This window comes from Maridesulfovibrio zosterae DSM 11974, assembly GCF_000425265.1.
Lineage (GTDB): Bacteria > Desulfobacterota > Desulfovibrionia > Desulfovibrionales > Desulfovibrionaceae > Maridesulfovibrio > Maridesulfovibrio zosterae.
Window position 1 is genome coordinate 97,977 of the sequence record NZ_KE384343.1, and the last position, 21,246, is coordinate 119,222.

16 protein-coding genes are annotated in these 21,246 nt (G+C 42.8%); 5 read left to right on the forward strand and 11 right to left on the reverse strand.

The genetic code is table 11. The features are described from left to right. Positions 1 to 19: 19 nt before the first annotated feature. From H589_RS20035 to H589_RS0116740, 4 genes are all read right to left on the reverse strand, one after another. Positions 20 to 2,710: a PAS domain-containing hybrid sensor histidine kinase/response regulator gene (locus H589_RS20035; RefSeq protein WP_051249799.1), complete on the reverse strand. Its 2,691-nt coding sequence runs from the start codon at positions 2,708 to 2,710 to the stop codon at positions 20 to 22. A gap of 215 nt (positions 2,711 to 2,925) precedes the next feature. Next, positions 2,926 to 3,198, reverse strand: a complete 273-nt coding sequence (locus tag H589_RS0116730; RefSeq protein WP_027723084.1) for a hypothetical protein — start codon at positions 3,196 to 3,198, stop codon at positions 2,926 to 2,928. A 34-nt stretch (positions 3,199 to 3,232) separates the two neighbouring features. Beyond that, positions 3,233 to 3,787, reverse strand: coding sequence for a GNAT family N-acetyltransferase (locus tag H589_RS0116735; protein ID WP_027723085.1), 555 nt, complete (start codon positions 3,785 to 3,787; stop codon positions 3,233 to 3,235). A gap of 311 nt (positions 3,788 to 4,098) precedes the next feature. Further along, entirely contained in the window at positions 4,099 to 5,502 is a 1,404-nt protein-coding gene (locus H589_RS0116740) for a sigma-54-dependent transcriptional regulator (RefSeq protein ID WP_027723086.1), read from the reverse strand. A 209-nt stretch (positions 5,503 to 5,711) separates the two neighbouring features. On the opposite strand from H589_RS0116740, the gene H589_RS0116745 reads away from it, so the two are divergent. From H589_RS0116745 to H589_RS0116760, 3 genes are all read left to right on the forward strand, one after another. After that, positions 5,712 to 6,872, forward strand: coding sequence for an efflux RND transporter periplasmic adaptor subunit (locus H589_RS0116745; RefSeq protein ID WP_027723087.1), 1,161 nt, complete (start codon positions 5,712 to 5,714; stop codon positions 6,870 to 6,872). A gap of 2 nt (positions 6,873 to 6,874) precedes the next feature. Beyond that, entirely contained in the window at positions 6,875 to 10,108 is a 3,234-nt protein-coding gene (locus H589_RS0116750; RefSeq protein ID WP_035076612.1) for an efflux RND transporter permease subunit, read from the forward strand. Between the two features lie 109 nt (positions 10,109 to 10,217). After that, positions 10,218 to 10,580 carry a cupin domain-containing protein gene (locus tag H589_RS0116760; protein ID WP_051249800.1) on the forward strand — a complete coding sequence of 121 codons (363 nt, stop codon included), beginning with the start codon at positions 10,218 to 10,220 and terminating at the stop codon, positions 10,578 to 10,580. Positions 10,581 to 10,656: 76 nt separating this feature from the next. Here H589_RS0116760 and H589_RS0116765 read toward each other — a convergent pair whose 3' ends face one another. Continuing rightward, complete coding sequence (locus H589_RS0116765) at positions 10,657 to 11,652, reverse strand: aldo/keto reductase (RefSeq protein ID WP_027723090.1); 996 nt, start codon at positions 11,650 to 11,652, stop codon at positions 10,657 to 10,659. Positions 11,653 to 11,767: 115 nt separating this feature from the next. Between H589_RS0116765 and H589_RS0116770 the strand changes: the two genes are divergently transcribed. Together H589_RS0116770 and H589_RS0116775 are read left to right on the forward strand one after the other, a co-directional pair. Next, the gene (locus tag H589_RS0116770; RefSeq protein WP_035076534.1) at positions 11,768 to 12,673 is read left to right on the forward strand and encodes a LysR substrate-binding domain-containing protein; all 906 of its coding nucleotides are present in this window, start codon (positions 11,768 to 11,770) and stop codon (positions 12,671 to 12,673) included. Between the two features lie 46 nt (positions 12,674 to 12,719). Further along, complete coding sequence (locus H589_RS0116775; protein WP_027723092.1) at positions 12,720 to 13,571, forward strand: N-acetylneuraminate synthase family protein; 852 nt, start codon at positions 12,720 to 12,722, stop codon at positions 13,569 to 13,571. A gap of 24 nt (positions 13,572 to 13,595) precedes the next feature. Here the strand turns inward: H589_RS0116775 and H589_RS0116780 are convergent, their stop codons facing one another. Genes H589_RS0116780 through H589_RS0116805 form a run of 6 tightly spaced genes read right to left on the reverse strand, consistent with a single transcriptional unit; the run spans position 13,596 to position 21,137 of the window. Continuing rightward, positions 13,596 to 14,612: a sialidase family protein gene (locus H589_RS0116780; RefSeq protein WP_027723093.1), complete on the reverse strand. Its 1,017-nt coding sequence runs from the start codon at positions 14,610 to 14,612 to the stop codon at positions 13,596 to 13,598. A gap of 5 nt (positions 14,613 to 14,617) precedes the next feature. Beyond that, on the reverse strand, positions 14,618 to 15,748 hold the full coding sequence (gene pseC / locus H589_RS0116785) for a UDP-4-amino-4,6-dideoxy-N-acetyl-beta-L-altrosamine transaminase (RefSeq protein WP_027723094.1): 1,131 nt from the start codon (positions 15,746 to 15,748) through the stop codon (positions 14,618 to 14,620). Beyond that, on the reverse strand, positions 15,745 to 16,725 hold the full coding sequence (pseB, locus tag H589_RS0116790; RefSeq protein ID WP_027723095.1) for a UDP-N-acetylglucosamine 4,6-dehydratase (inverting): 981 nt from the start codon (positions 16,723 to 16,725) through the stop codon (positions 15,745 to 15,747). Before pseB ends, pseC begins: the two co-directional genes overlap by 4 nt. After that, positions 16,725 to 18,674, reverse strand: coding sequence for a glycoside hydrolase (locus H589_RS0116795; RefSeq protein WP_027723096.1), 1,950 nt, complete (start codon positions 18,672 to 18,674; stop codon positions 16,725 to 16,727). The genes pseB and H589_RS0116795 overlap by 1 nt, the downstream gene beginning before the upstream one ends. Before the next feature lie 4 nt (positions 18,675 to 18,678). Next, positions 18,679 to 19,908 carry an ATP-grasp domain-containing protein gene (locus H589_RS0116800; RefSeq protein ID WP_027723097.1) on the reverse strand — a complete coding sequence of 410 codons (1,230 nt, stop codon included), beginning with the start codon at positions 19,906 to 19,908 and terminating at the stop codon, positions 18,679 to 18,681. Continuing rightward, positions 19,908 to 21,137: a methyltransferase domain-containing protein gene (locus tag H589_RS0116805; protein ID WP_027723098.1), complete on the reverse strand. Its 1,230-nt coding sequence runs from the start codon at positions 21,135 to 21,137 to the stop codon at positions 19,908 to 19,910. Before H589_RS0116805 ends, H589_RS0116800 begins: the two co-directional genes overlap by 1 nt. Positions 21,138 to 21,246 lie beyond the last annotated feature (109 nt).

The window sequence follows — 21,246 nt, forward strand, 5'->3', positions numbered from 1 at the left end:
TAGAACGCCACTCTCTCTATCATTTCGGTGGCAGAGTGGAGTGGTTTTCTTTTCGTTTATTGAGAACATTTGAACTGATCACCTCGTGCAGTTTTTCCTGCTCTACAGGTTTGGCAATGTAATCATCCATTCCAGATTGCATAAAATTGTTTTTATCATTTTCCATAGCGTATGCAGTAATAGCAATAATAGGTATGCGTTTGTTGTGTGCCCCGGCTTCTCCTTTACGGATCGCCTTAGTTGCTTCCACTCCGTTCATAACAGGCATTTGTACATCCATAAGGACTAAATCAAAGTCCTTGTAGCTTAGTAAGCCCAATGCCTGCTGACCGTTTTCAGCTGTTTCAACATCGCAGCCCATGGATTCAAGATATCGTTTTGTATAAAGTCTGTTTATTCTTTCGTCTTCGGCAACAAGTATTTTGTAGCCGGATAGAGGGAGTGCTTTTTTTGGTATTTCTTTCTTCTTACTGCTTATTGAAGCTGTGGGTGAATTTGTAAAAGGGATTGAAATATAAAAAGAACTTCCTTCTCCCATACGGCTTTCAATAGATATACTCCCGTTCATAAGGGTTACGAGCTGCTTGCATATTGCAAGGCCTAGCCCTACTCCCTGATGCTCACGCGTATATCCTTCACTTGCCTGTGTAAATGATTCAAAAAGTTTGTTTAGCTGCTCATCGGGGATTCCTGCTCCTGTATCGGATACGATGAACAGAATAGACGTTTTGTCCGGCTGGTTGATGTGTATTTTTTGAGCGCTGATAGTAACGCTGCCTTTTTCTGTAAATTTTAAAGCATTTCCAACTATATTACTTAATATCTGCTGTAACCTCAGGTCATCACCAATGATCTTTTCAGGAACGTCCGGGGCAATCTCAAGGTTCAATTTCAAACCGGAGTGCTGTGCGGTTACTCTGAACATATCATATATATGCTGCATGGTCTTAAGCGGATTGAATCCAGTATTCTGAATAGAGAGTTTTCCTGCTTCGACCCTTGCTAAATCTAAAATGTCAGAAAGGACATTGTTCAACCGTTTGGATGCCTGCATGGCTGCGGTTATATATTCTATTTGTTTCTGTGATAGATTATCAGCCTGCAACAGTTGCAGCATACCCATGATGCCGTTTAGTGGAGTTCGAATTTCGTGGCTCATGTTGGCAAGAAATTCTGACTTTGTATTGCTTGCAGATTCGGCTCGGGCTTTTTCAAGCTCAACTTTTTCCAAAGCACTTTTCAGGTCAGTAATATCTCGGACAATTCCTTCTATAGCGATGGCTTTTCCGCCTGAATCAGTGAGGAGAATATTTGTCTGCTGCATCCATTTGATTTCGCCTGACTTGTGCGTAATTTTGTACTCAACGACCGGTGAAATAACTCCTTTCATCAAGTTGGGCCAGTTTTTCTGTATCAGTGATTGCCATGGTTCATTAACAATCTTTATCATGAGGGTGTAGTCTGCATAAAAATCTTCCGGTTCGTATCCCATGACTTTTTGACATGCTGAGCTGATGTATTCATACTTTTCTGCGGCTAAGGAAAAGCGGTAAATCACGTCCTGAGCATTTTCTGCCATTAGGCGAAATCTTTCTTCACTGGCAGCAAGTCTGTCTTCAACAATTTTCCGGTCAGTAATATCCTCAATTGTTGCAATTACTTCGGTTGGAATATTCTCAGGATCAACAGGATTGAACAGAGCCTTTATATAGCTTGTTTTTCCGCCTGTTACTGATGTGTAGGCATCTACATAATGGCTGGTACACCCATTTAAAGCTTTTTTCAGAGTCTTACGTATTTTTTTAGGGCCATCTTCAAGTGAGTTGAACCCTAAGATTACTTCTTTGCTGGCACCCATTAGTTCTGTAAATTTGTTGTTACAGTCAATAATTATTCCCTTATTATCAAAACGGATTATGCCCAAAGGAGAATGTTCAAATATCAGACGGTGACGCTCTTCACTGTCCCGCAATTCTTCTTCAGCTTTTTTGCGGTTGGTTATATCACGTAGCGCAGTGAATCTAATTGTTTTATCTTCAATTTTTATTTGTCTACCTTGAATTTCACATGGAAAAGTAGTTCCGTTCTTACGAAGAGCATTTACCTCGTAAGCCAATTCATCGCCGGAAAGAATATGTTTTAAAACGGTGGGGCGATCTTCAGGGACAATCCAATCTGTAGAATTGCGGCCGATGGCTTCTTCTTGAGTGTAGCCGAACATTTGCTCTGCAGCTGAGTTCTGCTCAATACACACTCCCTTTTCTGATATGAAAATGGATTCAAACGTCGCATCGGATAGACGCCGATAGCGTTTCTCACTTTCTTTCAACGCCTTAGTTGTTTTTTGTTCTTCAGTGATATCTTGAAAAATACAGTGGGTGCAGATGAAATTGCCATCATCGTCATGCTGAATTCTACCTGTAACAGAAACTTTTATGATTGATCCGTCTTTTCGGATCATATCAAATTCTGCTCCGTCAATCATGCAGATATGTTTGAATATGGGGAAACGTTTTTCGAAAAGTTTTTGAAATTCTGGTGTCAGGATATCCCCGCACCATTTGCCGATGACTTCATTTTTATCCTCATAACCAAGAATCTCAAGCCATCTGTTATTCACATCTAGAAAATAACCGTATTCATCTAGAGATTGATAAGGCATGGGGGCATTCTCAAAAAGAAGCCTGAAACGTTTCTCCTTTTCCGGCATTATTTATCTCCACTTCAGATTATGCTTAGGCGAAAGAAATTTGTTTCACTCTTACTCAAAATTGAGAATAATACAATTGTGATTCTAATTCATCCAATGTGTATTGGGGGAGTTGTTGTTGAAATATGCTGTGATATTGAGGTCGTAAAAGTTTTAATTTATTCAGGTGCAGCAGGAGGGATGGCGAGTCCTGATGCACCTGAATATGTCAATTTTTACCAGCTGTCTTCACTATATTGCCAGCCCATATCTTCAGGCTCAACATCTTGTATCTTTACAAAAATTCCATCATCATTTTCGGCAATAAGAACATCTGCTTTAACCCAGCGATCCATATATTCGTCCAAACCGCGTCCTTTTGAGTCAGGCTCAACTATATATTCTTCTTCACTGTCAACCAGTATTGCCAATTGATAGCTTTCGTCCAGTTCACAGTTAAAGGGAATGACCTGACCATATATTGTGTCAGAGTATTCTTCGTTAGACACTTTTTCTCTCCATGCAGAAATTATAAATTAAAGTTTAGATTATTCTCTTGGCATATACAGTGTTCCCCGGTTCGGGAATAAAGAACTTATAATGTCTGGTCTGACGGGTGTAGCCAAGAAAGTTGAGAAAAATAGCTGCCGATTCATAATCTTGATCTTCCGGAAGTTCACAGAAAACTGTGCTTCCTTCTTCTACTGAAATATGTCTCTCAACTTCATCTATAAGAGCTGCGCCTATTCCAATGGATCTATAATCTTCATGGACTGCGATCAGGAAAAGTTCATAGCAGGATTCTTCTGCTGCGATTTCATTATATACGGCAAAACCGACTAGTTTTTGATTTGCTCCGTCTACGGCATGGGCTTTAATAAATGTACATAAAGGAGGACCTGAATTGTATGCTTCCTCCCACACCGTCTGTTCCAGCATAGAGAGCTTCTCTTGTGATAGATTTTGGCAGGTTGAAGACATTTCTAGGATTTCATCAATCTCATCCGGGGCTATTCCTATACTGAGTCTTAACTGTACTTCTACTTCAGGTTCAGCTTTGCTTCCGCCAAATCCTTCTTGAATACTGTACGAATTCATATAAGCTCCTCACTTAATTATGAAAAATATTCACGCTTTATTTTTGATTTGCGCAAACTATTTTTTCCATATTGCATGGAGTATGCCGTTGCTAACTTGCTTATATTAAAGGCTTAATGATAGATGAATAAACTGTTGTAGGAACTAGTAGTTCTTATGTTTAATAAGCTCGTAGCCGGCAAAGACTGCAGAATAGGTTTTCCTTGAGAAAAAAATACCGATTTTATTAAGTGTAGCCATGATGTAGAGATATTTGATGAATAGTGATTCGGGAGAACTGAGAGTTCTTTTTCTGGATATGACAGGAACTGCTATTTCTTACCGTCTACGAACTGATTGCGTTCGAGTTTATGCTTATTCATTAACTTATTAAGTTGTCGGGTGGTTATGCCTGCCATGCGTGATGCCTCTTTGATAACTCCTCTGGATACAGTAAGAAGTTTGGTGAGGTATGAATATTCAAAGATATCAATTGCTGATTGGCGTGCTTGTCCCAACTGGATTGTGGTGTCGATCATATCCGGAAGAGGAGTCATTTTACCATGTAAAAATTCAATTGGCAGGCTTGAACTTGTGAGGGTGTCACCTGTCTCCAGAATGCAGGCTCTTTCAATAATATTTTCAAGTTCACGTACGTTGCCCGGCCAGTCATAAGTCAGAAAGGCTTCAATGGCTTCCGGGGTAATTGATTTTATATTTTTATTAAGCTGAGTATTGAATTGCGCTATGAAAATTTCAGACAGATGGATTATATCTTCTTTGCGTTCACGAAGTGGTGGCAGTATTATCGGAAAAACATTGAGCCGATAGAAAAGGTCGCGTCTGAATTCCCCTTTACAGCTTAATTCATAGAGGTCTTCATTTGTAGCTGCAATGACTCTGACATTTAGCGGGATTGATGTTTCTCCGCCGACTCGTTGAACATAGCGCTCCTGAAGAATATCAAGAAGTTTAACTTGTACGGTAGAAGATATTGTTCCTATCTCGTCAAGAAGAATGGTTCCGGAGTTGGCCAGTTCGAATTTTCCCATCTTCCGTTTTATGGCCCCTGTAAATGCCCCTTTTTCGTGACCGAAGAGTTCACTTTCAACTAGGGATTCAGGGATAGCCCCACAATGGATATTTATAAATGGAGTGTCTTTACGGTCACTGTGGGCGTGTATTAATCGTGCAATAAGATTTTTACCTGTCCCTGTTTCACCGGAAATTAAGACGGTTGTGCCTGTTGCTGCGACTTTCTTGACCTTGCGCAGTACTTCTCGCATTGATTTACTTTTAGTTTTAACTACATCTTTATAGTCATCACCCCAGAACTGGTCGCGAAGATAATCCAGTTCTGAGTGCCTTATGTCGGCTTCGTGTACTTTATCTATAACCAGCTCGAGCTCTTCTTTACCTACCGGATGTGTGAGGTAATCAAATGCTCCTGCCTTTACAGCTTCAACAGCCTGATGTGACTGTTCATTTTGCGCAACGACTATAACCGAGGCAGATGGATGTTTTTCCCAGAGTTCTTTTAGAGCCTGATCTATCGAAAGTGAAGGATATATCAATGTATTGATATCAATTACAACTGTATCAATTCCATCTTGGAAAGTAGGTGAGGAGGATGGTTCTAAATCAGAGTTGTGAACCACTGTATGCTTGGACTCGAACTCCTTAGAAACCTCTGCCATCTGCTGCTTACCGCGAGTTATGACTAGTATTTTGCGCACGAATCTCTCCTTGATGAAATTCATACTTTTTTACTTAATTCAGGACAACAAAAAATAAACCGCTGATTTTTTGGATTGTGTCTATTAATTATGTTTGAAACACGGTGGTAACCATTGTATATAAGGGGAAATAATAATGTGTAGTTGAATGTTTTTTAAATAAATGTTGCTCATAATTTTGTGTGCTAATTAGATTCTGGAGCTGTGTTATGAATAAAAAATGTATTCTGGTAGCAATTTTAGGAGCTGCGGTAGCCTTGTTGGTCCTATGGATATCCGGTTTTTTCAGCCCAGAGATTATTGAGCAGGGTCGTGTTGTACCAACCCGTACTTCTGTTGAACCTGATGTAAAGATATCAGCAGAAGTTGTCTCCACTCCGGTTATGTATGAGGCTATAGGAACTGTACGTCCTGAAACCGAAGCTGCAATTGAGTCACAGGTTACAGCTAAAGTTATGCAGGTTCTGGTTCATTCAGGTCTTAAGGTACACAAAGGTGATAAACTCATTGTTTTGGACAGTCGTGGATTACGTGCCCGCCTTGAAAGTGCCCGCCAGGGCCTGAAGTCTGCAGAAGCAGCCAAGCGACAGGCGGCTGAGGCTATTAACGCAGCTCAGGCAGTATCTGATTCTGCCACATCCACATGGAAACGTATGAAGACGCTGTTCAATAATAAAGTTGCAACAAAAGATGAGTTGGAACGTGCCGAGGCTGAATATTTGAAGTCCGGCGCAGGACTAGCGCAGGCCCAGGATGGGTATGATGCAGCATCTGCCAAAGTTAAGCAGGCACTTAAAAGTGTGGAAGAGGCTGAGATCAGTCTCGGCTATTCTATAATAACAGCTCCTGCAGATGGTGAAGTTGCCAGTCGTACAGTTGAAAAAGGTGATTTGGCTTTTCCCGGAAAGACATTGATGCTGATTCAAACTGGTGGGTCCTTGCGGCTTGAAGCGTTGGTGCGTGAGGGTGTGATCGGTCGGGTCAAGATAGGGCAGGAACTTGATATTGATATTCAGGCTCTTGGTGAACTCGTCCGTGGGGTTGTGGAAGAAGTTGTTCCGTCTGCAGATCCGATGACCCGCACATTCCTGGTGAAAGTAGGTCTTAAAGCTATTCCTGGACTTTACCCAGGCATGTTCGGACGTCTGCTTATTCCTTTGAGTGAGAAATCTACTGTACTGGTTCCGCAAAAGTCTGTCTCCAGAGTCGGGCAACTTGAAACAGTATTGGTGAAAACCGGAAAGATATGGGAACCGGTTTATGTGCGAACCGGGAAAACTTATGGAGATAAAATCGAGATTCTGTCCGGTCTTGCTGGAAATGAAACCGTTGGTATCAATGCCAGTTATATCGGTGGGGGCAAAAAATGAGCATGCCTGAAAACAGTAGTCCGTCTGACGGTATGATCGTGTCAGCAGTACGTTTTTTTCTGCATTCAAAATTGACGATTATTCTGATCATGGCTTCGATTGTTTTGGGGATAGCAGCTATTGAGCTAACGCCGCGTGAAGAGGAACCGCAAATCGTGGTTCCTATGGCAGATATAGTTGTACAGGCCCCCGGAGCAGGAGTGGAAGAGGTTGAAAAGCTTATCACCACCCCGTTGGAACGTATTCTCTGGCAGATTGATGGTGTTGAATATGTGTATTCAATTTCTCGGCGTGATTCATCCATGGTCACAGTTCGTTTTTATGTGGGACAGGATCGTGAAGAATCTCTTGTAAAACTGCATAATGCAATTACCAAAAATACTGACCTGGCACCTGGTATTGCCTCTGGGTGGTCTGTTAAGCCTATTGAAATTGATGATGTTCCTATTGTCGCTCTTACTCTTTTTCCGGCCGATGGCAGAGATGATATTTCTGATTTTGAATTGCGTCGTGTGGCCGAAGAACTTTCCTCACGTCTTGCGGAAGTTGAGGATCTTTCGCGGGTTTCACTAGTTTCCGGGCGGTCTCGGGAAGTTCGTGTGGAGCTTATGCCTGAGCGCATGGCCGGGTTTAATATTTCTCCAGTTGAGATTGCTAGCGTTCTAAAGGGAGCTGACCAGTCTGCTGTTGCCGGCGCAGTTTTGGCTGGAAATCGTGAAATTACTGTTTCGGCGAATTCGTTTCTTGAGAATGCAGCAGATGTTCGTGATTTAATAGTCGGAGTGTTTAATTCCCGTCCTGTCTATCTGCGTGACGTGGCAACGGTTATTGACGGTCCTGAAGAGCCCTCCTCATATTCGCGCATTGGGTTTTCCCGTTTGTATCTTTCTAAAACAGGACAGGATGCTGAATTGGGATCGCGGCCTGCCGTGACAATTTCCTTATCCAAGAAAAAAGGAACAAATGCAGTAAAAGTTGCCGAAGCAGTTCTTAAGCGGATGGATGATCTTAAGGAAACTGTTCTGCCCGCAGGAATCGAGGTGGAAGTAACCAGAAACTATGGTAAAACAGCTGATGCCAAAGTGGGGGAACTGCTCAGTTCTCTGGGCTTTGCTGTTCTGACAGTAGTAATACTGCTGGCATTGACTCTTGGCTGGCGTGAGGCTTCAGTTGTTGCTCTGGCTGTCCCTGTAAGTTTTTCACTGGCTCTTTTTGTTAACTATCTGTTTGGTTATACCATAAACAGGGTGACTCTTTTCGCTCTGATTCTTTCACTCGGACTGGTGGTGGATGATCCAATTACCAATGTGGATAATATTCAGCGGCACATTCTTATGAAAAAGAAAAAGGCCGCAGAGGCAACTCTTGATGCTGTGGCCGAAGTTTTGCCACCAGTTATTATGTCCACTCTGGCGATTATTGTTTCTTTTGTTCCGCTTTTTTTTATTACCGGAATGATGGGGCCGTACATGGCTCCAATGGCTGCAAATGTCCCACTGACTGTAACGTTTTCTACGTTTTGTGCTCTGACGATTGTGCCGTGGATGGCTTTGCGGCTGCTCAAAAATATTAAACCCAAAGTTAAAGATAAATCTGCCTCAGGTCCAAGCCGTATTGAAAGGTTTTATACTGCATTGATAACTCCGTTTTTGGAGTCACGTCCAAAGCGGTGGCTGCTTGTAGGTGGAATTGTGGCTGCACTGATCTTTTCAATGTCCCTTGCTGTGTTTCGTTTTGTTCCGCTCAAAATGCTTCCCTTTGACAATAAAAATGAATTTCAGATTGTTATTGATATGGATGAAGGGACTCCGCTTGAACAGACTGATCGGGCGGTTCGGGAATTTGAACAGATTTTGCGCGGGGTACCGGAAGTAACCAATTTCGTAACTTACACAGGTGAACCTTCACCGATGGATTTTAACGGACTGGTACGTCATTACTACTGGCGAAATGGCGGGAACATGGCAGATATCAGGGTTAATCTTGCTGATAAGTCTATGCGCAAAGAGCAGAGTCATGCCATTGTTCTGCGTTTGCGTCACGAGCTTGAAGCTGTAGCTGAAAGAAATAATGCTAATATAAAAATTGTAGAATCTCCGCCCGGACCTCCTGTCATTTCCACTATTACAACTGAAGTATACGGAGCTGAGGACCGCCCTTATTCAGCGATAGTAGAAGGAGCAAAACAGATCCGCGAGGTTATGAACTCAGAGCCGGGTGTTGTGGATATTGATGATTCAACTGAAGCTGACCGTATCATGATTGATTTTGTATTGGATAAAGAAAAGGCTGCTCTGCATGGGGTCAGTGCCCGTGAGGTTGTTGAGACTTTGCAGATGGCTTTATCCGGTATGGTTCCGGCTACAGTTCATGTTCATGGGGAGCGTAGCCCTTTGCCTGTAAAGCTTATTCTGCCCCTTGTCCGCAGAGCGGATGTCTCCTCCCTATCTCATCTTAAAGTACGTACTGCTGCGGGTAAAAGTGTTTCGCTGGCAGAGCTGGGCCGGATTGTAGAAGTTAATCAAGAGCAGCCAATCTATCATAAAAATCTGAAGAGAGTAGTTTACTTATTTGCGGAAATGGCAGGGCGTGCACCGGGAGAGGCAATTCTGGATATGCAGTCTAAGCTTAAGAAAGACCCGCTGCCGCCATTTCTCTGGGTAGACTGGGCCGGAGAAGGGGAGTGGCAGATTACGCTTGATGTATTCCGTGATCTGGGAATTGCTTTTGCTGCAGCTTTGCTGGGAATTTATATTCTGCTTGTAGTTGAAACAGGATCATTTGGCATGCCTCTTTTGATCATGTCTGCAATTCCGTTAACACTTCTGGGGATTATGCCCGGCTTCTGGTTGTTAAATGTTATAAGTGCAGGAAAAGTGCAGGGACTGGTCGGGGCTGCGTTGGCAGATCCTGTCTTTTTTACCGCCACAGGAATGATCGGTATGATTGCACTTGGCGGTATTGTTATCCGCAATTCTCTGGTGCTTATTGATTTTATCCGGAAGTCAATGGCTGGTGGAATGGAGCTTAAGGAAGCAATTGTTAAATCCGGCTCTGTGCGCTTAAGGCCGATAGTACTTACTGCTGCAACCACAGCTCTCGGGGCATGGCCGATTACACTTGATCCTATTTTCTCTGGATTGGCTTGGGCATTGATCTTCGGGCTGTTTGCTTCAACTCTGTTTACTTTAGTGGTTATTCCTGTTGGTTACTATATTTTTGAAAGAGAAGATTAGTTGACCTATGTCATGTTTGTCATGTTGGTTTTGTGGGAAAAGAAAGCTGTAGCGGTTGAAATTATCAGTTTGGACTTTAAATACCTACCCATGTTTTATGGAGGTGAAAATGGCTGACTTAAATCTCAAAAATTTGAAAGATGTGACAATTAAAAATATCGATCACAATAAAGTTATCAACTTGATTGATATGGTTACTTATCAGGATGGGCAGGTTGTAAGCCGTACTTTGTCGCAGGTTAAAAATATTACGCTGACTCTTTTTGCTTTTGATGCGGGGGAAGGTATCAGCACTCACAGCGCTCCCGGTGATGCGATGGTGCAGGTGCTTGACGGCATTGCTGAAGTAACCATTGCAGATGAAGTTTTCAATGTCAGAGCAGGTGAATCAATTGTTATGCCTGCAAATGTGGCTCATGGTCTTGAAGCCCGAGAAAGGTTTAAGATGTTGTTAACTCTCGTTAAGCAATAAACATCAAGTAAAGAATATAATGACAGAAGGCTCTCCAGAGCCTTCTGTCATTATAAAATTCAAGCGACTGTGGTCGTTATGCACTGACTCCTTTCATCCCTTCGGCTGTATACCGTTCACCTTTCACTTCATTCTGATTCAGGATGCTATCTATTTCAGCAAGATCCATTCGGTTTAGCTCCACTTGCTGAGCATTGATATTTGAGTCCAGATTTTTAATCTTGGTTGTACCTGGAATGGGAATAATATTATCGCCCTGTGCCAGCACCCATGCCAGCGAAAGCTGAGCAAGTGAACATTTCTTGCGTTCTGCTACTGTAGAAAGTTGGGTCGCTATGTTTTTGTTATTTTCGTATGCTCCATCCTGAAAACGGGGAAGAAATTTTCTTACATCATTCGGATCATTTTCTGCTATTTTGCTGGTACTTAAAAGTCCTCTGCAGATAGGACTGTATGGAACAAAAGTAATGCCCAGCTCTTTTGTCAGCGGGAGCATTTCTTCTTCAGGGTCGCGAGTCAGCATGGAATATTCTGATTGCAAGGCTGAAACAGGATGAACTGCGTGAGCTCTACGAAGAGTGGCTGCAGAGGCTTCGGAAAGACCAATGGTTTTGATTTTACCTTCGTCAATCAGTCTGGACATTTCACCGATAGTTTCTTCAATCGGAGTGTTAACGTCTATACGGTGAATGTAATATAAATCAATGCAATCTATTCCGAGTCTGCGAAGACTGTCATGGCAGGACTTACGGACGTATTCAGGCTTACCGCATATTTCTCGTGAATATTCATTTCCTTCACGCACAATCCCGAATTTAGTTGCAATTACTGCCTGATCTCTTCTTCCTTTAAGGGCTGTAGCCAGAAGTTTTTCGTTGTGCCCTCCTCCGTACATATCTGCGGTATCAAAGAAATTTACTCCATGATCGAGGGCATGATGTATCAGTGTAGATGCCTCACTCTCTGTAGCTGGCTGACCATAAAATTCGCTGAGGCCCATGCATCCAAGTCCTATTTTGCTGATTTTAATACTGCTGTTACCGAGAGTCTGAAAATTTAAGGTGTCAGTCATTATCTGTTCTCCGTGAGTTAATTGTTGAAAGATGATGAGTGACTTATATGGATGGGCAATAAATATGTCGAATATATCTTTCCTATGGCAGTAATATCTAGTAGATATTACTGCCATGGAAACTAGACAACTGAAATATTTTGTGGCGGTTGCTGAAGAGTTGCATTTTGGCCGTGCTGCCAAACGACTGTATATCTCTCAGCCTCCGCTCAGTCAGCAGATAATGAAGTTTGAGGATGAGCTTGGGGTTAAGTTGTTTAAGCGTAATAAACGCTCTGTAGAGCTTACAGCTGCGGGGAAATCATTTCTTGAAGATGCAAGGACGGTATTACGCTCAATTGAACGGGCTCAAGATAATCTTGAAGCTTTTATTACGGGTGAAGGAGGACGGTTGAGCCTTGGTTATATAGGCCCGTCTCTGGAAACGACTTTTGCTGATATTGTGAGGGAGTACAAAACTGCTTATCCGGGGGTGCAGTTTGTTTTAAATGAAATGTTCACTAATGATCAGCTTAAAGCTGTCCGTACTGGAACTATAGATGCAGGGATTGTCCGTTTGTTTCAGCACGATGTCAGTGATCTTGAGAGTATTATGTTCCACAAGGAATCATATGCATTGGTTTTACCTACGGGGCATAAATTTTCAGAGCAGAAGAGTGTAGATGTATCGGAGCTGTCCGGTGAACCTTTGATTTTTTTTCCACGTGAGAGCCAGCCTCTGCTTTACGATGAGTGGATGAGAGTCTTTAATGATTGCGGATTTATCCCTAATATTGTTCAGGAGGCTGGAACCAAAGCAGCAGCGTTGGCCTTGGCAGCTGCACAAATTGGCATTTCCATCGTACCTGAAAGCCTGGCTCGCAGAAATCAGCAGGGAGTTTTCTTTAAGAAAATGACCGGCGATTATCCGACACTTGAATTGCACGTAATTTATAGAAAGGGTGAGTCGTTTGCGGCGCTTGATAATTTTTTAAAAATTGTCGAAAAATGGGCTGACAAGGAAAAAACAATAATTATCTGATTAAGCTCTTTCTTCAAAAGTTAAAGTTTACGAAAGGAATGTTGTGATGAAAGTTCCATTTTTTGTATCAGAAGTGTCTAGCAACCATTCATGCGATTTAAAGCGGTGTTACAACTTTATTGAGTATTCAGCTAAAATAGGTTGTGACGCAGTTAAGTTTCAATTGTTCAAAATCGATGAGCTGTTTGCTCCTGAGATATTGGCAAAAAGCCCTGAACATCGTGCCAGAAAAAAATGGGAGTTACCTGAATATTTTATTCCTGAAATTTCAAAGAGGTGTAAGGAAGTCGGAATTGCATTTTCCTGTACTCCTTTTTATCTGGATGCTGTTGCCCTGCTGGCTCCGTATGTGGAATTTTATAAAATTGCATCATATGAGCTGCTTTGGACTGATTTACTTGAGGCTTGCGCAGCAACAGGCAAACCGGTTGTCCTCTCTACTGGAATGGCTGCTATGGATGAAATTTCCGGCGCAGTTTCCGCATTACAATCTGCAGGGTGCAAGGAACTTACTTTGCTTCATTGCGTTTCCGGATATCCTGTGCCTGCTGCACAGGCTAATTTAGCAGCCATGAATAGGCTCCGCAGCGAATTCGGTTGCAGAGTTGGCTGGTCTGATCATACAGTTCAGGAAGGAGTCATCCAGCGTGCAGTCCATAAGTTTGATGCTGATATGATTGAGTTTCATCTTGATCTGGATGAAACAGGAGCTGAATTCTCAGCAGGACATTGCTGGCTGCCGGAAGAGATGGAAAGAGTGATTAAGAGTGTTCGCATCGGGATGGCCTGCGATGGTTATGGGGATAAAGTTCCTGCAGATGTAGAACTTTCGGATAGAGACTGGAGAGCTGATCCAGAGGATGGTCTCAGGCCTTTAAAATATATCAGAAACGGGTGATTTTCCGTCTATATGTCGAGCAGACTATTTAATGCTGAATACCATTCGCTCTACCGTAGGAGCTTCGTATTTTCGTGAAATATAATAAACAGCGACGACCTGTCCTTTGGAGTTGAGTGCCAGATCTCCATACCCTCCATGGAATCTGCCTCCTTTATACCACGCAAGTGTCTGCGCATGGCTCCATGTTTCGCCGTGATCGCGTGAAATTGAAAGTGCCACACGGCACTTGCGGCTTTTACGTATCATTCCGCGATAGATCATCAAAACACTCTGGTCTGGAAGGACCTTGATTGATGGGGCCTCACCATAAAGCCCGATTGGACGGGGATTACTCCATGTTAACCCATCATCATCCGAGTATGATTGAAAAAGTCCTTCGTAAACTGGTTGCTGCCTGATAACTGCCAGTATTCTGCCTGATTCAAGGCGGGTAATGGACGTTTCGTTAAGCCGGTATCCCTGGCTGAATTTAAAGATCAGCGCCTGATGAGATATTTCCAGACTATTCGGGTCCAGCCGGAATGTTCCGCAGCCCGGTCCGTTGTAAAATGTTCCGATATAGGTTTTTCCGTCAAGTGCAGGTATTAGATGACCAAATGAAGCCCATGCTCCGGGGGGAACATTTAGCGGCTTACGCTCAGCAAAGGTGTTACCTGCATCATCGGAAAGGGAAAAATAATTTTGATGCAGCTCGGTGGTATATGAGCGGGTGATAAGAGCCACTCTTTTTTCATCGAGCGCAGTGATCAAGGCATCATGTTCATTTGTTCTATTCTCAGCATGGTTAATAATGATCCTGGGGGTGCTGAAATTCCAGCCACTATCTTTACTGCGGGTCGTATAAATATCTCCGGCCATGCCGTGGTCCATTACTCCACGCATATCCGGACCGATATTGACAGCCCTTCGAAACCCCACAAGCAACTCATCATTTACCGCAGTAATAGTGGGGAAGGATTGGTAGCCATCCCAATGAACTGGGGTGATTCGTTTTGTATCAAGAATTGAAATAGTTAGGCGCGGACGTGAGTTAAGCATAATAATCAGTTTGAACTTAAAGCTTCATTAAGTTTTGAGACAATAAATTTGACATCTTTTTCTGTCATTGCGGGATGCAAGGGAAGGGTCAGTAACTGCTCATAGGCTTCTTCTGCCGCAGGACACATTCCGATATATGTTCCAAATATCTTTTTGTAATATGGCTGACAGTGAACAGGAATATAGTGTACGTTCACACCAATTCCGGCATTACGCATAAATTCGAATATTTTTTTACGTTTCTTTGCGGGAATTTTAATTACATAAAGATGGTAGGCGTGGGTTGCTCCAGCAATTAGTTTTAATGGTGAAACTTCACTTTCAGCTTTAAAAAAGGAATCATATACAGCTGCCAGAGTTCTTCTTTTTTCAAGAAAAATATCAAGCTTTCTTAATTGGCTTATACCCAATGCACACTGCAAATCAGTTATGCGGTAGTTATAACCAAGATCCTGCATTTCATAATTCCATGTACATTCTTCCTGACGGGCAGATGCATCAAGATTTATTCCATGGTTACGAAAGGAGCGTATATTCTGAGCCAGATCATTATTATCTGTCAGAATCATTCCTCCTTCACCTGTCGTGATGTGTTTTACGGGGTGAAAACTGAGTACTGAGATATCTGCTATGCTGCCTGCATTTCTGTCGTGAGGATCTTTTGCGCCCAAGGCATGGCAGCAGTCTGCAACAAGTGCCAGATTATGTCTGCTGCATATTGATCGCAGGATGTTGTAATCACAGGTTTGTCCTGCATAATCAACAGCAATAACTGCTTTGGTTGCAGGAGTAATTTTCCGTTCCACGGAAGCAGGATCAATTAAAAGAGTGTCAGGGTTTATATCTGCAAAAACAGGTGTTCCACCCATATATGCAACGCAATTTGCCGTGGCCAGAAATGTAATGGGGGGCAGAATAACTTCATCACCGGCTTTGATTTTAAGGGCGTGCATTACGGCGTGAAGTGCTGCTGTGCCGCTTGAAACAGCAATTGCATTTTTACATCCGATATAGCCAGCAACATTGTTTTCAAATTCTGAGACCTTAGGTCCGGTCGTCAGCCAGTCAGATTTTAAGACTTCAATAACTTCTGCAATGTCATCATCATCGATGATCTGTTTACCATACGGGATCATTTTTTATGCACCAGTTTAAGAAGCTCTTCTTTGCTCAGCCACTCTGTATTAGTGTCGGAGCTGTATTCAAAATCAGAAGGTACCTTTTTACCCGCGCATGTGACATCCATGCGTTCAAAAAAACGGTAGGCTGGTTGAATTACAAAATATTTGCCGCAATCTAAGGTGTTATGAGCTTCGTTCATAGGAACCATGACTTCATGCATCTTTTCGCCCGGACGGATTCCAGTGATCTCCACTTTACATTCCGGGCACATTGCTTCTGCCATATCACCAATTTTCATACTGGGTAGTTTGGGAATAAAAATCTCGCCACCCTGCATGACTTTCAAGCTGTTGATGACAAAGTCGATTGCTGCGTCAAGGGTTATCCAGAAACGGGTCATTTCCGGATTTGTAATGCAGACTTTTCCTTCTTTCGCGGCTTTTAAAAACAAGGGAACAACACTGCCTCTGCTTCCAAGTACATTTCCGTACCTGACCACCGCAAAGCGAGTGCCTTCTGCACCTGCATAGCTATTGCCGCTTATGAAAAGTTTATCCGAACATAGTTTTGTCGCACCATAAAGATTGACCGGGTTGGCCGCTTTATCTGTACTCAATACTATTACTTTTGAAACATCTTTATCAATGGCAGCTTCAACGATATTTTGCGCACCGAGGATATTGGTTTTTACGGCTTCAAATGGATTATATTCACAGGCCGGAACCTGTTTAAGCGCAGCGGCGTGAAATACAATATCTATTTTGTTGAAGGCTCTGCGAAGTCTTTCCTGGTCACGGACATCTCCGATAAAATAACGCAGGCACGGGTATTTTGCCGGGGAAAAAACCTGCTGCATTTCATGTTGCTTGAGCTCATCTCTGCTGAAAATGACAAGTCGCTTGGGGCTGTATCTTTCGAGCAAAGTCTTAACAAGTTTTTGTCCGAAGGAACCTGTTCCACCTGTAATTAATATAGATTTGTCATTAAACATTATTTGCTGCCAGCCTTTGAATATGGCTTTATACTGAAGCCTGTCGAAAAAATAAATTGTGTATTATCGCAAGCATTGTGCCTGCTGGTTTCATCCATTTCCTGCATTGAGAAGGCCACCCTGATAAAAGGTGTCGGCACAGCCTGACGGCATGTAACCATTGCAATGAATGCATGCTCGTCAACTAACGGTGATATTTCAAGGGCTGTTTCCTGCCCTCCGATGACCAGACGGGAATCGGTCATTCCTGATGCATGGGCTGAAGATACCAGAAAAGAGACATTATTACTATGGTCGAAGTCTTTGCCTTTTAAAGAGAATTCTTCTTTACCTCCTCCATTTGAAACTTCATAACGGCTGGATTCGTAATCGAAATTTTGAGTCAGTAAGGTGATGTGCCCAAGTCTGATGTAGCCTTGGGGAACATTTTCAAGCTTAAAACGGTAAAGTATATCTATTTGCTGTTTTTGCTTGTGAATTTTAATTGATTTTTCGAGGCGACCGCTATGGAGATTCATCTCACAGCTGATATCAATTGATTCATTTGTTTCAGAAAAGAGTGGGGCGACGTGGTACAAATCAGTCTCTTTTTCAACTCCAGGGCCTTCCATAATAAGGTGACCTGAAAAGAAATCAGCACCAAGGGCGATGTCTTTGAAATAACCATGTTCAAGTGTTCCGAAAACAGGGACCATATCATGGTCGGAGAAAGCGGCCTCATGTATTGCCAGCCCTTTTGCCGTATTTAGTACAACGGAGGTTTGTTCTGTCTCAAATCTGCAGTGTCTGCTCTTAATTTTGAGAGGCCTGCCTTTAACAACAAACTCCGGTTCACGTACGGAAGCTCCACTATACAATGCTAAGTATTGCAGTCTTCTGCATGCATTGTCGAATCTTTTTTGAGTTATATGTGTGCGGAAGTCACTGGACCAGCAGAAACATAGCTCTTTCCACATTTTTTCAGATGCCGGGGTTGCCGGTATTTTTTCAAGTTTTGTAGAAATAGCTTTGCAAAGTGAATTTATTTGAAAATCATTTCTACCGCTGACAGCCCAGCGTGTGAGATTATATTTACGCTGCTTTTTTACCGGAACAGGTTGTTCTGCAGAGCATAGATTAATCTTATTTCCTGCTAGTGGATTATCAAGGTCGGCTAATACCTCGGAAGGAAGAAAGAAAGTATGCCCGTTATCTCTAAGAGCATTGAAAGCTTCTTTTATAAATTCCCACTCGCTCTGTCCTGAGTAGTTGGATTCAGTCTTGTATCTTCCGGGGCGGTAGTCAAAAATTTCAGCGTCATTTCCATAGACGGGAAGCCAGCCATCGTTGGTTCCAAGGTTTTCAACATAATTAAGGTAGTCAGGCAGTTCCAACTCTCCATGGGCAAAGCGCTGCAGTTTTTGAAAAACCATAGAGCGGCTCCACAGAATAGGTATGGATTCTCCCGATACTCCTAGGGCTCGTTGAGGATAGTGCTGGATATGATCATCCCAGTCCGCAAAACGGGCCGGATTATCATAGTCCATAAAAACACCGCCATATCCGGTTTCCAGATAATGGCTTACAAGACCGGCAGACCACGCCTGTTCATTTACTAAAGCTATTTCAGGACGGCCCCCCAGAATTTTTTCACTGGTCTGCATTCCTATTCTAAAATTGGCCTTATTTACTGCCGCAGGAACAAGGGGGCCAATGATCTGGCCATATCCGCTTCCGATAAATTCGGCTTTGTTCGCTCTTAAAAGTTCTTTAAATTTTACAATCCAGGCAGGAGCAAGGTCTTGGATTATTTCAAGCGTTATTCCAGATGCTTCCACTCCAAGTGGAAAATTATATTTTTCAATAAGGTGTAGTAGCGGCCAGTAGCAGCGATTAATTACTTCTGACCTGTCTTCTTCAGGGATTGAAGAAAACATAAGGTTTAAATGGAAAATTGCATATATTTTCATGCTGCTACTGGGTGGTTATTTTTATAAGACTGACAGCTTTTTCAACATTTCTGACAGCTTCTTCTCCGGTCTCGGCTACACCTATAACTACGCCTGCACGGGCTGGATGGTTTGTTGTGGGGGGAATTATTTCTCCTTTTGCAGTTCTTATTTCCACCATACGGATTCCATCTATCTTGCGTGCTTCTTCAACACCATCAATTTTAATGACCTTACCTTGCGGTGGAAATAGGTATCGTTGAGCGACTCCCTTTTGATATGCAGGAGTTATAGATTCAGGGTCCGGGATATCTCCCATTGCCAGATGAATGGCTGCCTTCACAAAATCTACTCCTGCATTCCACGGGATCAGGTGCGAACAAAAATAACCGCCGGACAGCCTTGCTGCCATTTCAATTACATACGGCTTTCCTTTATGAAGAACCATATCTCCTTTAGCAACACCGTTATCAATACCAAGTGCAATTGCCGCTTCCCCTGAGAGTTTCTTTACAGCATGTTGTGTTTCAGCGTTAAGGAGGGAAGGAAGCTGTCCTCCATTTTCAATAATGTGCGGAGCAAATTTATCGATGAATTCATAATTGCGGTCGGCAAATCCGGGAGTATATGTTTGCCCGTTAATTACAAATCCCTCAGTGCTTATCTGGGGACCGTCAAGATAGCTTTCAACCATCACCCTGCCTGTGGGAGATTCATTGCGGGCATATTTGAAGGCCCATTCCGGAGCCGGCATTTTATCTGATCCAAATATGAGCCTTAAGACTCCCCGTGCTCCGCGGCTGTCTACAGGCTTGATTACGATTGTTTCACGTCGTGTTTCAATGATGCTTTGCAACTCTTCTGTACTGAAGATTTCTTTATACCACGGTATGGCAATACCTTCTTCTTTAAACCGGTCTTTCATTGCAAGCTTATCTGTGGCAAGAGCAGCGGTTTCCATACTTACTGATTTCAGGCCAAAATGTCTGGCTACGGCTGCTACAGTATGCGGGGCATCAACCGCTGCACACATCACTCCATCAGGTTTATTTCCTGATAAAGCCCAGTTGTCTAACGCCGTAACAGCTTTTTCAGGAGTATAAACACAGCCTATAACCTTTTCCTGAGCGTGGGCAAATCCGGGAGCCTGCGGATTAAGGTCCATAGCTACTACATGGATGCCCATCTCCACAGCTTTTTGGATGGCAGGAATCGTTTCGACCCCTGCCCCGATCATAATCAATTTTTCCTTCATTATGAGTTTTCTGGTTTGCGGCAGACTATAAAGGTATTTTGTCCTCTGGGGTCGTCTTCAAACACAACGCGGCCCTGTTTTATTCCGGTGATTTTCACAATTTCAAAGTGTTCTGAGCAGAGGTTAGTAATTTCTTCAAGTGAAAATTCATGCAGATGTTGTGAATTGACAGGGATATGTCCAAGGCTGTTTTGAGGAGTACTCAAGATAAGCAGACCACCCGGTTTAATGACTCTGAAAAGTTCCTTAAAGAATGGATCTGTATCAACATGTTCAATTGTTTCGAAGCTGGTTGCAACGTCAAATGATGCATCAGGGAAATTAAGGTTATGCACATCTGCAGTTTGAAAAGTTATATTGTCGTAATATGTTCCTGCCGAAGCATTTCTGACAGTTTGAATGTCGAGGTCGGCTGCGATTACTCTTGATGCCTTTTCTGCAATAATCCGTGCCCCGTACCCCGGACCGCAGGCACAATCGAGCACCCTATAGTCAGGTTTAATATAAGCCATAGCCAGTTCGTAGTGGAATGTAAGCTGGTCTCCTGCTTTGAATCCTTTGCTTTCACCTACCTGCATTCTACCTGCGAGGTATACGCCTTTAGCTATTTCTCTGCATCTGCTTAGCCATTCATCTGCAATGGGGGGATGATCTGTATAGTGAACACATTTAAATTTATCACTGTTTTTGATCATATAAAATTTAGGATGAACTTTATAAATACCTGCATTTACATGGTCTTCCAGCATTTCACATGCTTGTTTAAGAGCAGAAACACGATATATATCGGAGGTCAGCTGGCAGGGAAAACCATCGGGCATTTTTACGCAGTCCAGATTCTCATTCACTGCTATTTTAAGCATCTGATTTGCATGTTCCGGCAGCCATGCAAAGTGAAGTCCGTCAATTCTTATGATGTAATCTTCATCAGGGGTACCGTTTAATGAAGCAACCATTCGTTCAAGCGGACTGTCATCATAGCCGTAGAATACACTTACCTTCTTGTCTGGAAACATCTGCGGAATGTCATCAAGTCTTCCACCCTGATCAAATTCAGGGGCGATGATGCGTACATCTGCATCAGGAAATTCTTTAAAAGCATTGTCAATTGTCATGGCAACAACAGGACGACCATCAATTTCATTCATACACCAGTCAGGAGCGCCGCTCCATGCACGGGAAGCAGCTTGAACAAGAATCACGGGGGAGGTAGATTGAGATGTTGTCATGCGATAATAATTCCTTAATATGTTTGCGTAAAAAATGTATGCTGTCGGGCATCACAGATTTATGGTTAAGATATGAAGGTTTGAACTTTCTGCAAAGCCGGAGGATAAA

Coding starts and splice junctions, on each gene's coding strand:
- H589_RS20035 (WP_051249799.1), bottom strand. CDS start 2,710: ATGCCGGAAAAGGAGAAACGTTTCAGGCTTCTTTTTGAGAATGCCCCC.
- H589_RS0116735 (WP_027723085.1), bottom strand. CDS start 3,787: ATGAATTCGTACAGTATTCAAGAAGGATTTGGCGGAAGCAAAGCTGAA.
- H589_RS0116745 (WP_027723087.1), top strand. CDS start 5,712: ATGAATAAAAAATGTATTCTGGTAGCAATTTTAGGAGCTGCGGTAGCC.
- H589_RS0116750 (WP_035076612.1), top strand. CDS start 6,875: ATGCCTGAAAACAGTAGTCCGTCTGACGGTATGATCGTGTCAGCAGTA.
- H589_RS0116760 (WP_051249800.1), top strand. CDS start 10,218: ATGGCTGACTTAAATCTCAAAAATTTGAAAGATGTGACAATTAAAAAT.
- H589_RS0116765 (WP_027723090.1), bottom strand. CDS start 11,652: ATGACTGACACCTTAAATTTTCAGACTCTCGGTAACAGCAGTATTAAA.
- H589_RS0116770 (WP_035076534.1), top strand. CDS start 11,768: ATGGAAACTAGACAACTGAAATATTTTGTGGCGGTTGCTGAAGAGTTG.
- H589_RS0116775 (WP_027723092.1), top strand. CDS start 12,720: ATGAAAGTTCCATTTTTTGTATCAGAAGTGTCTAGCAACCATTCATGC.
- H589_RS0116780 (WP_027723093.1), bottom strand. CDS start 14,612: ATGCTTAACTCACGTCCGCGCCTAACTATTTCAATTCTTGATACAAAA.
- pseC (WP_027723094.1), bottom strand. CDS start 15,748: ATGATCCCGTATGGTAAACAGATCATCGATGATGATGACATTGCAGAA.
- pseB (WP_027723095.1), bottom strand. CDS start 16,725: ATGTTTAATGACAAATCTATATTAATTACAGGTGGAACAGGTTCCTTC.
- H589_RS0116795 (WP_027723096.1), bottom strand. CDS start 18,674: ATGAAAATATATGCAATTTTCCATTTAAACCTTATGTTTTCTTCAATC.
- H589_RS0116800 (WP_027723097.1), bottom strand. CDS start 19,908: ATGAAGGAAAAATTGATTATGATCGGGGCAGGGGTCGAAACGATTCCT.
- H589_RS0116805 (WP_027723098.1), bottom strand. CDS start 21,137: ATGACAACATCTCAATCTACCTCCCCCGTGATTCTTGTTCAAGCTGCT.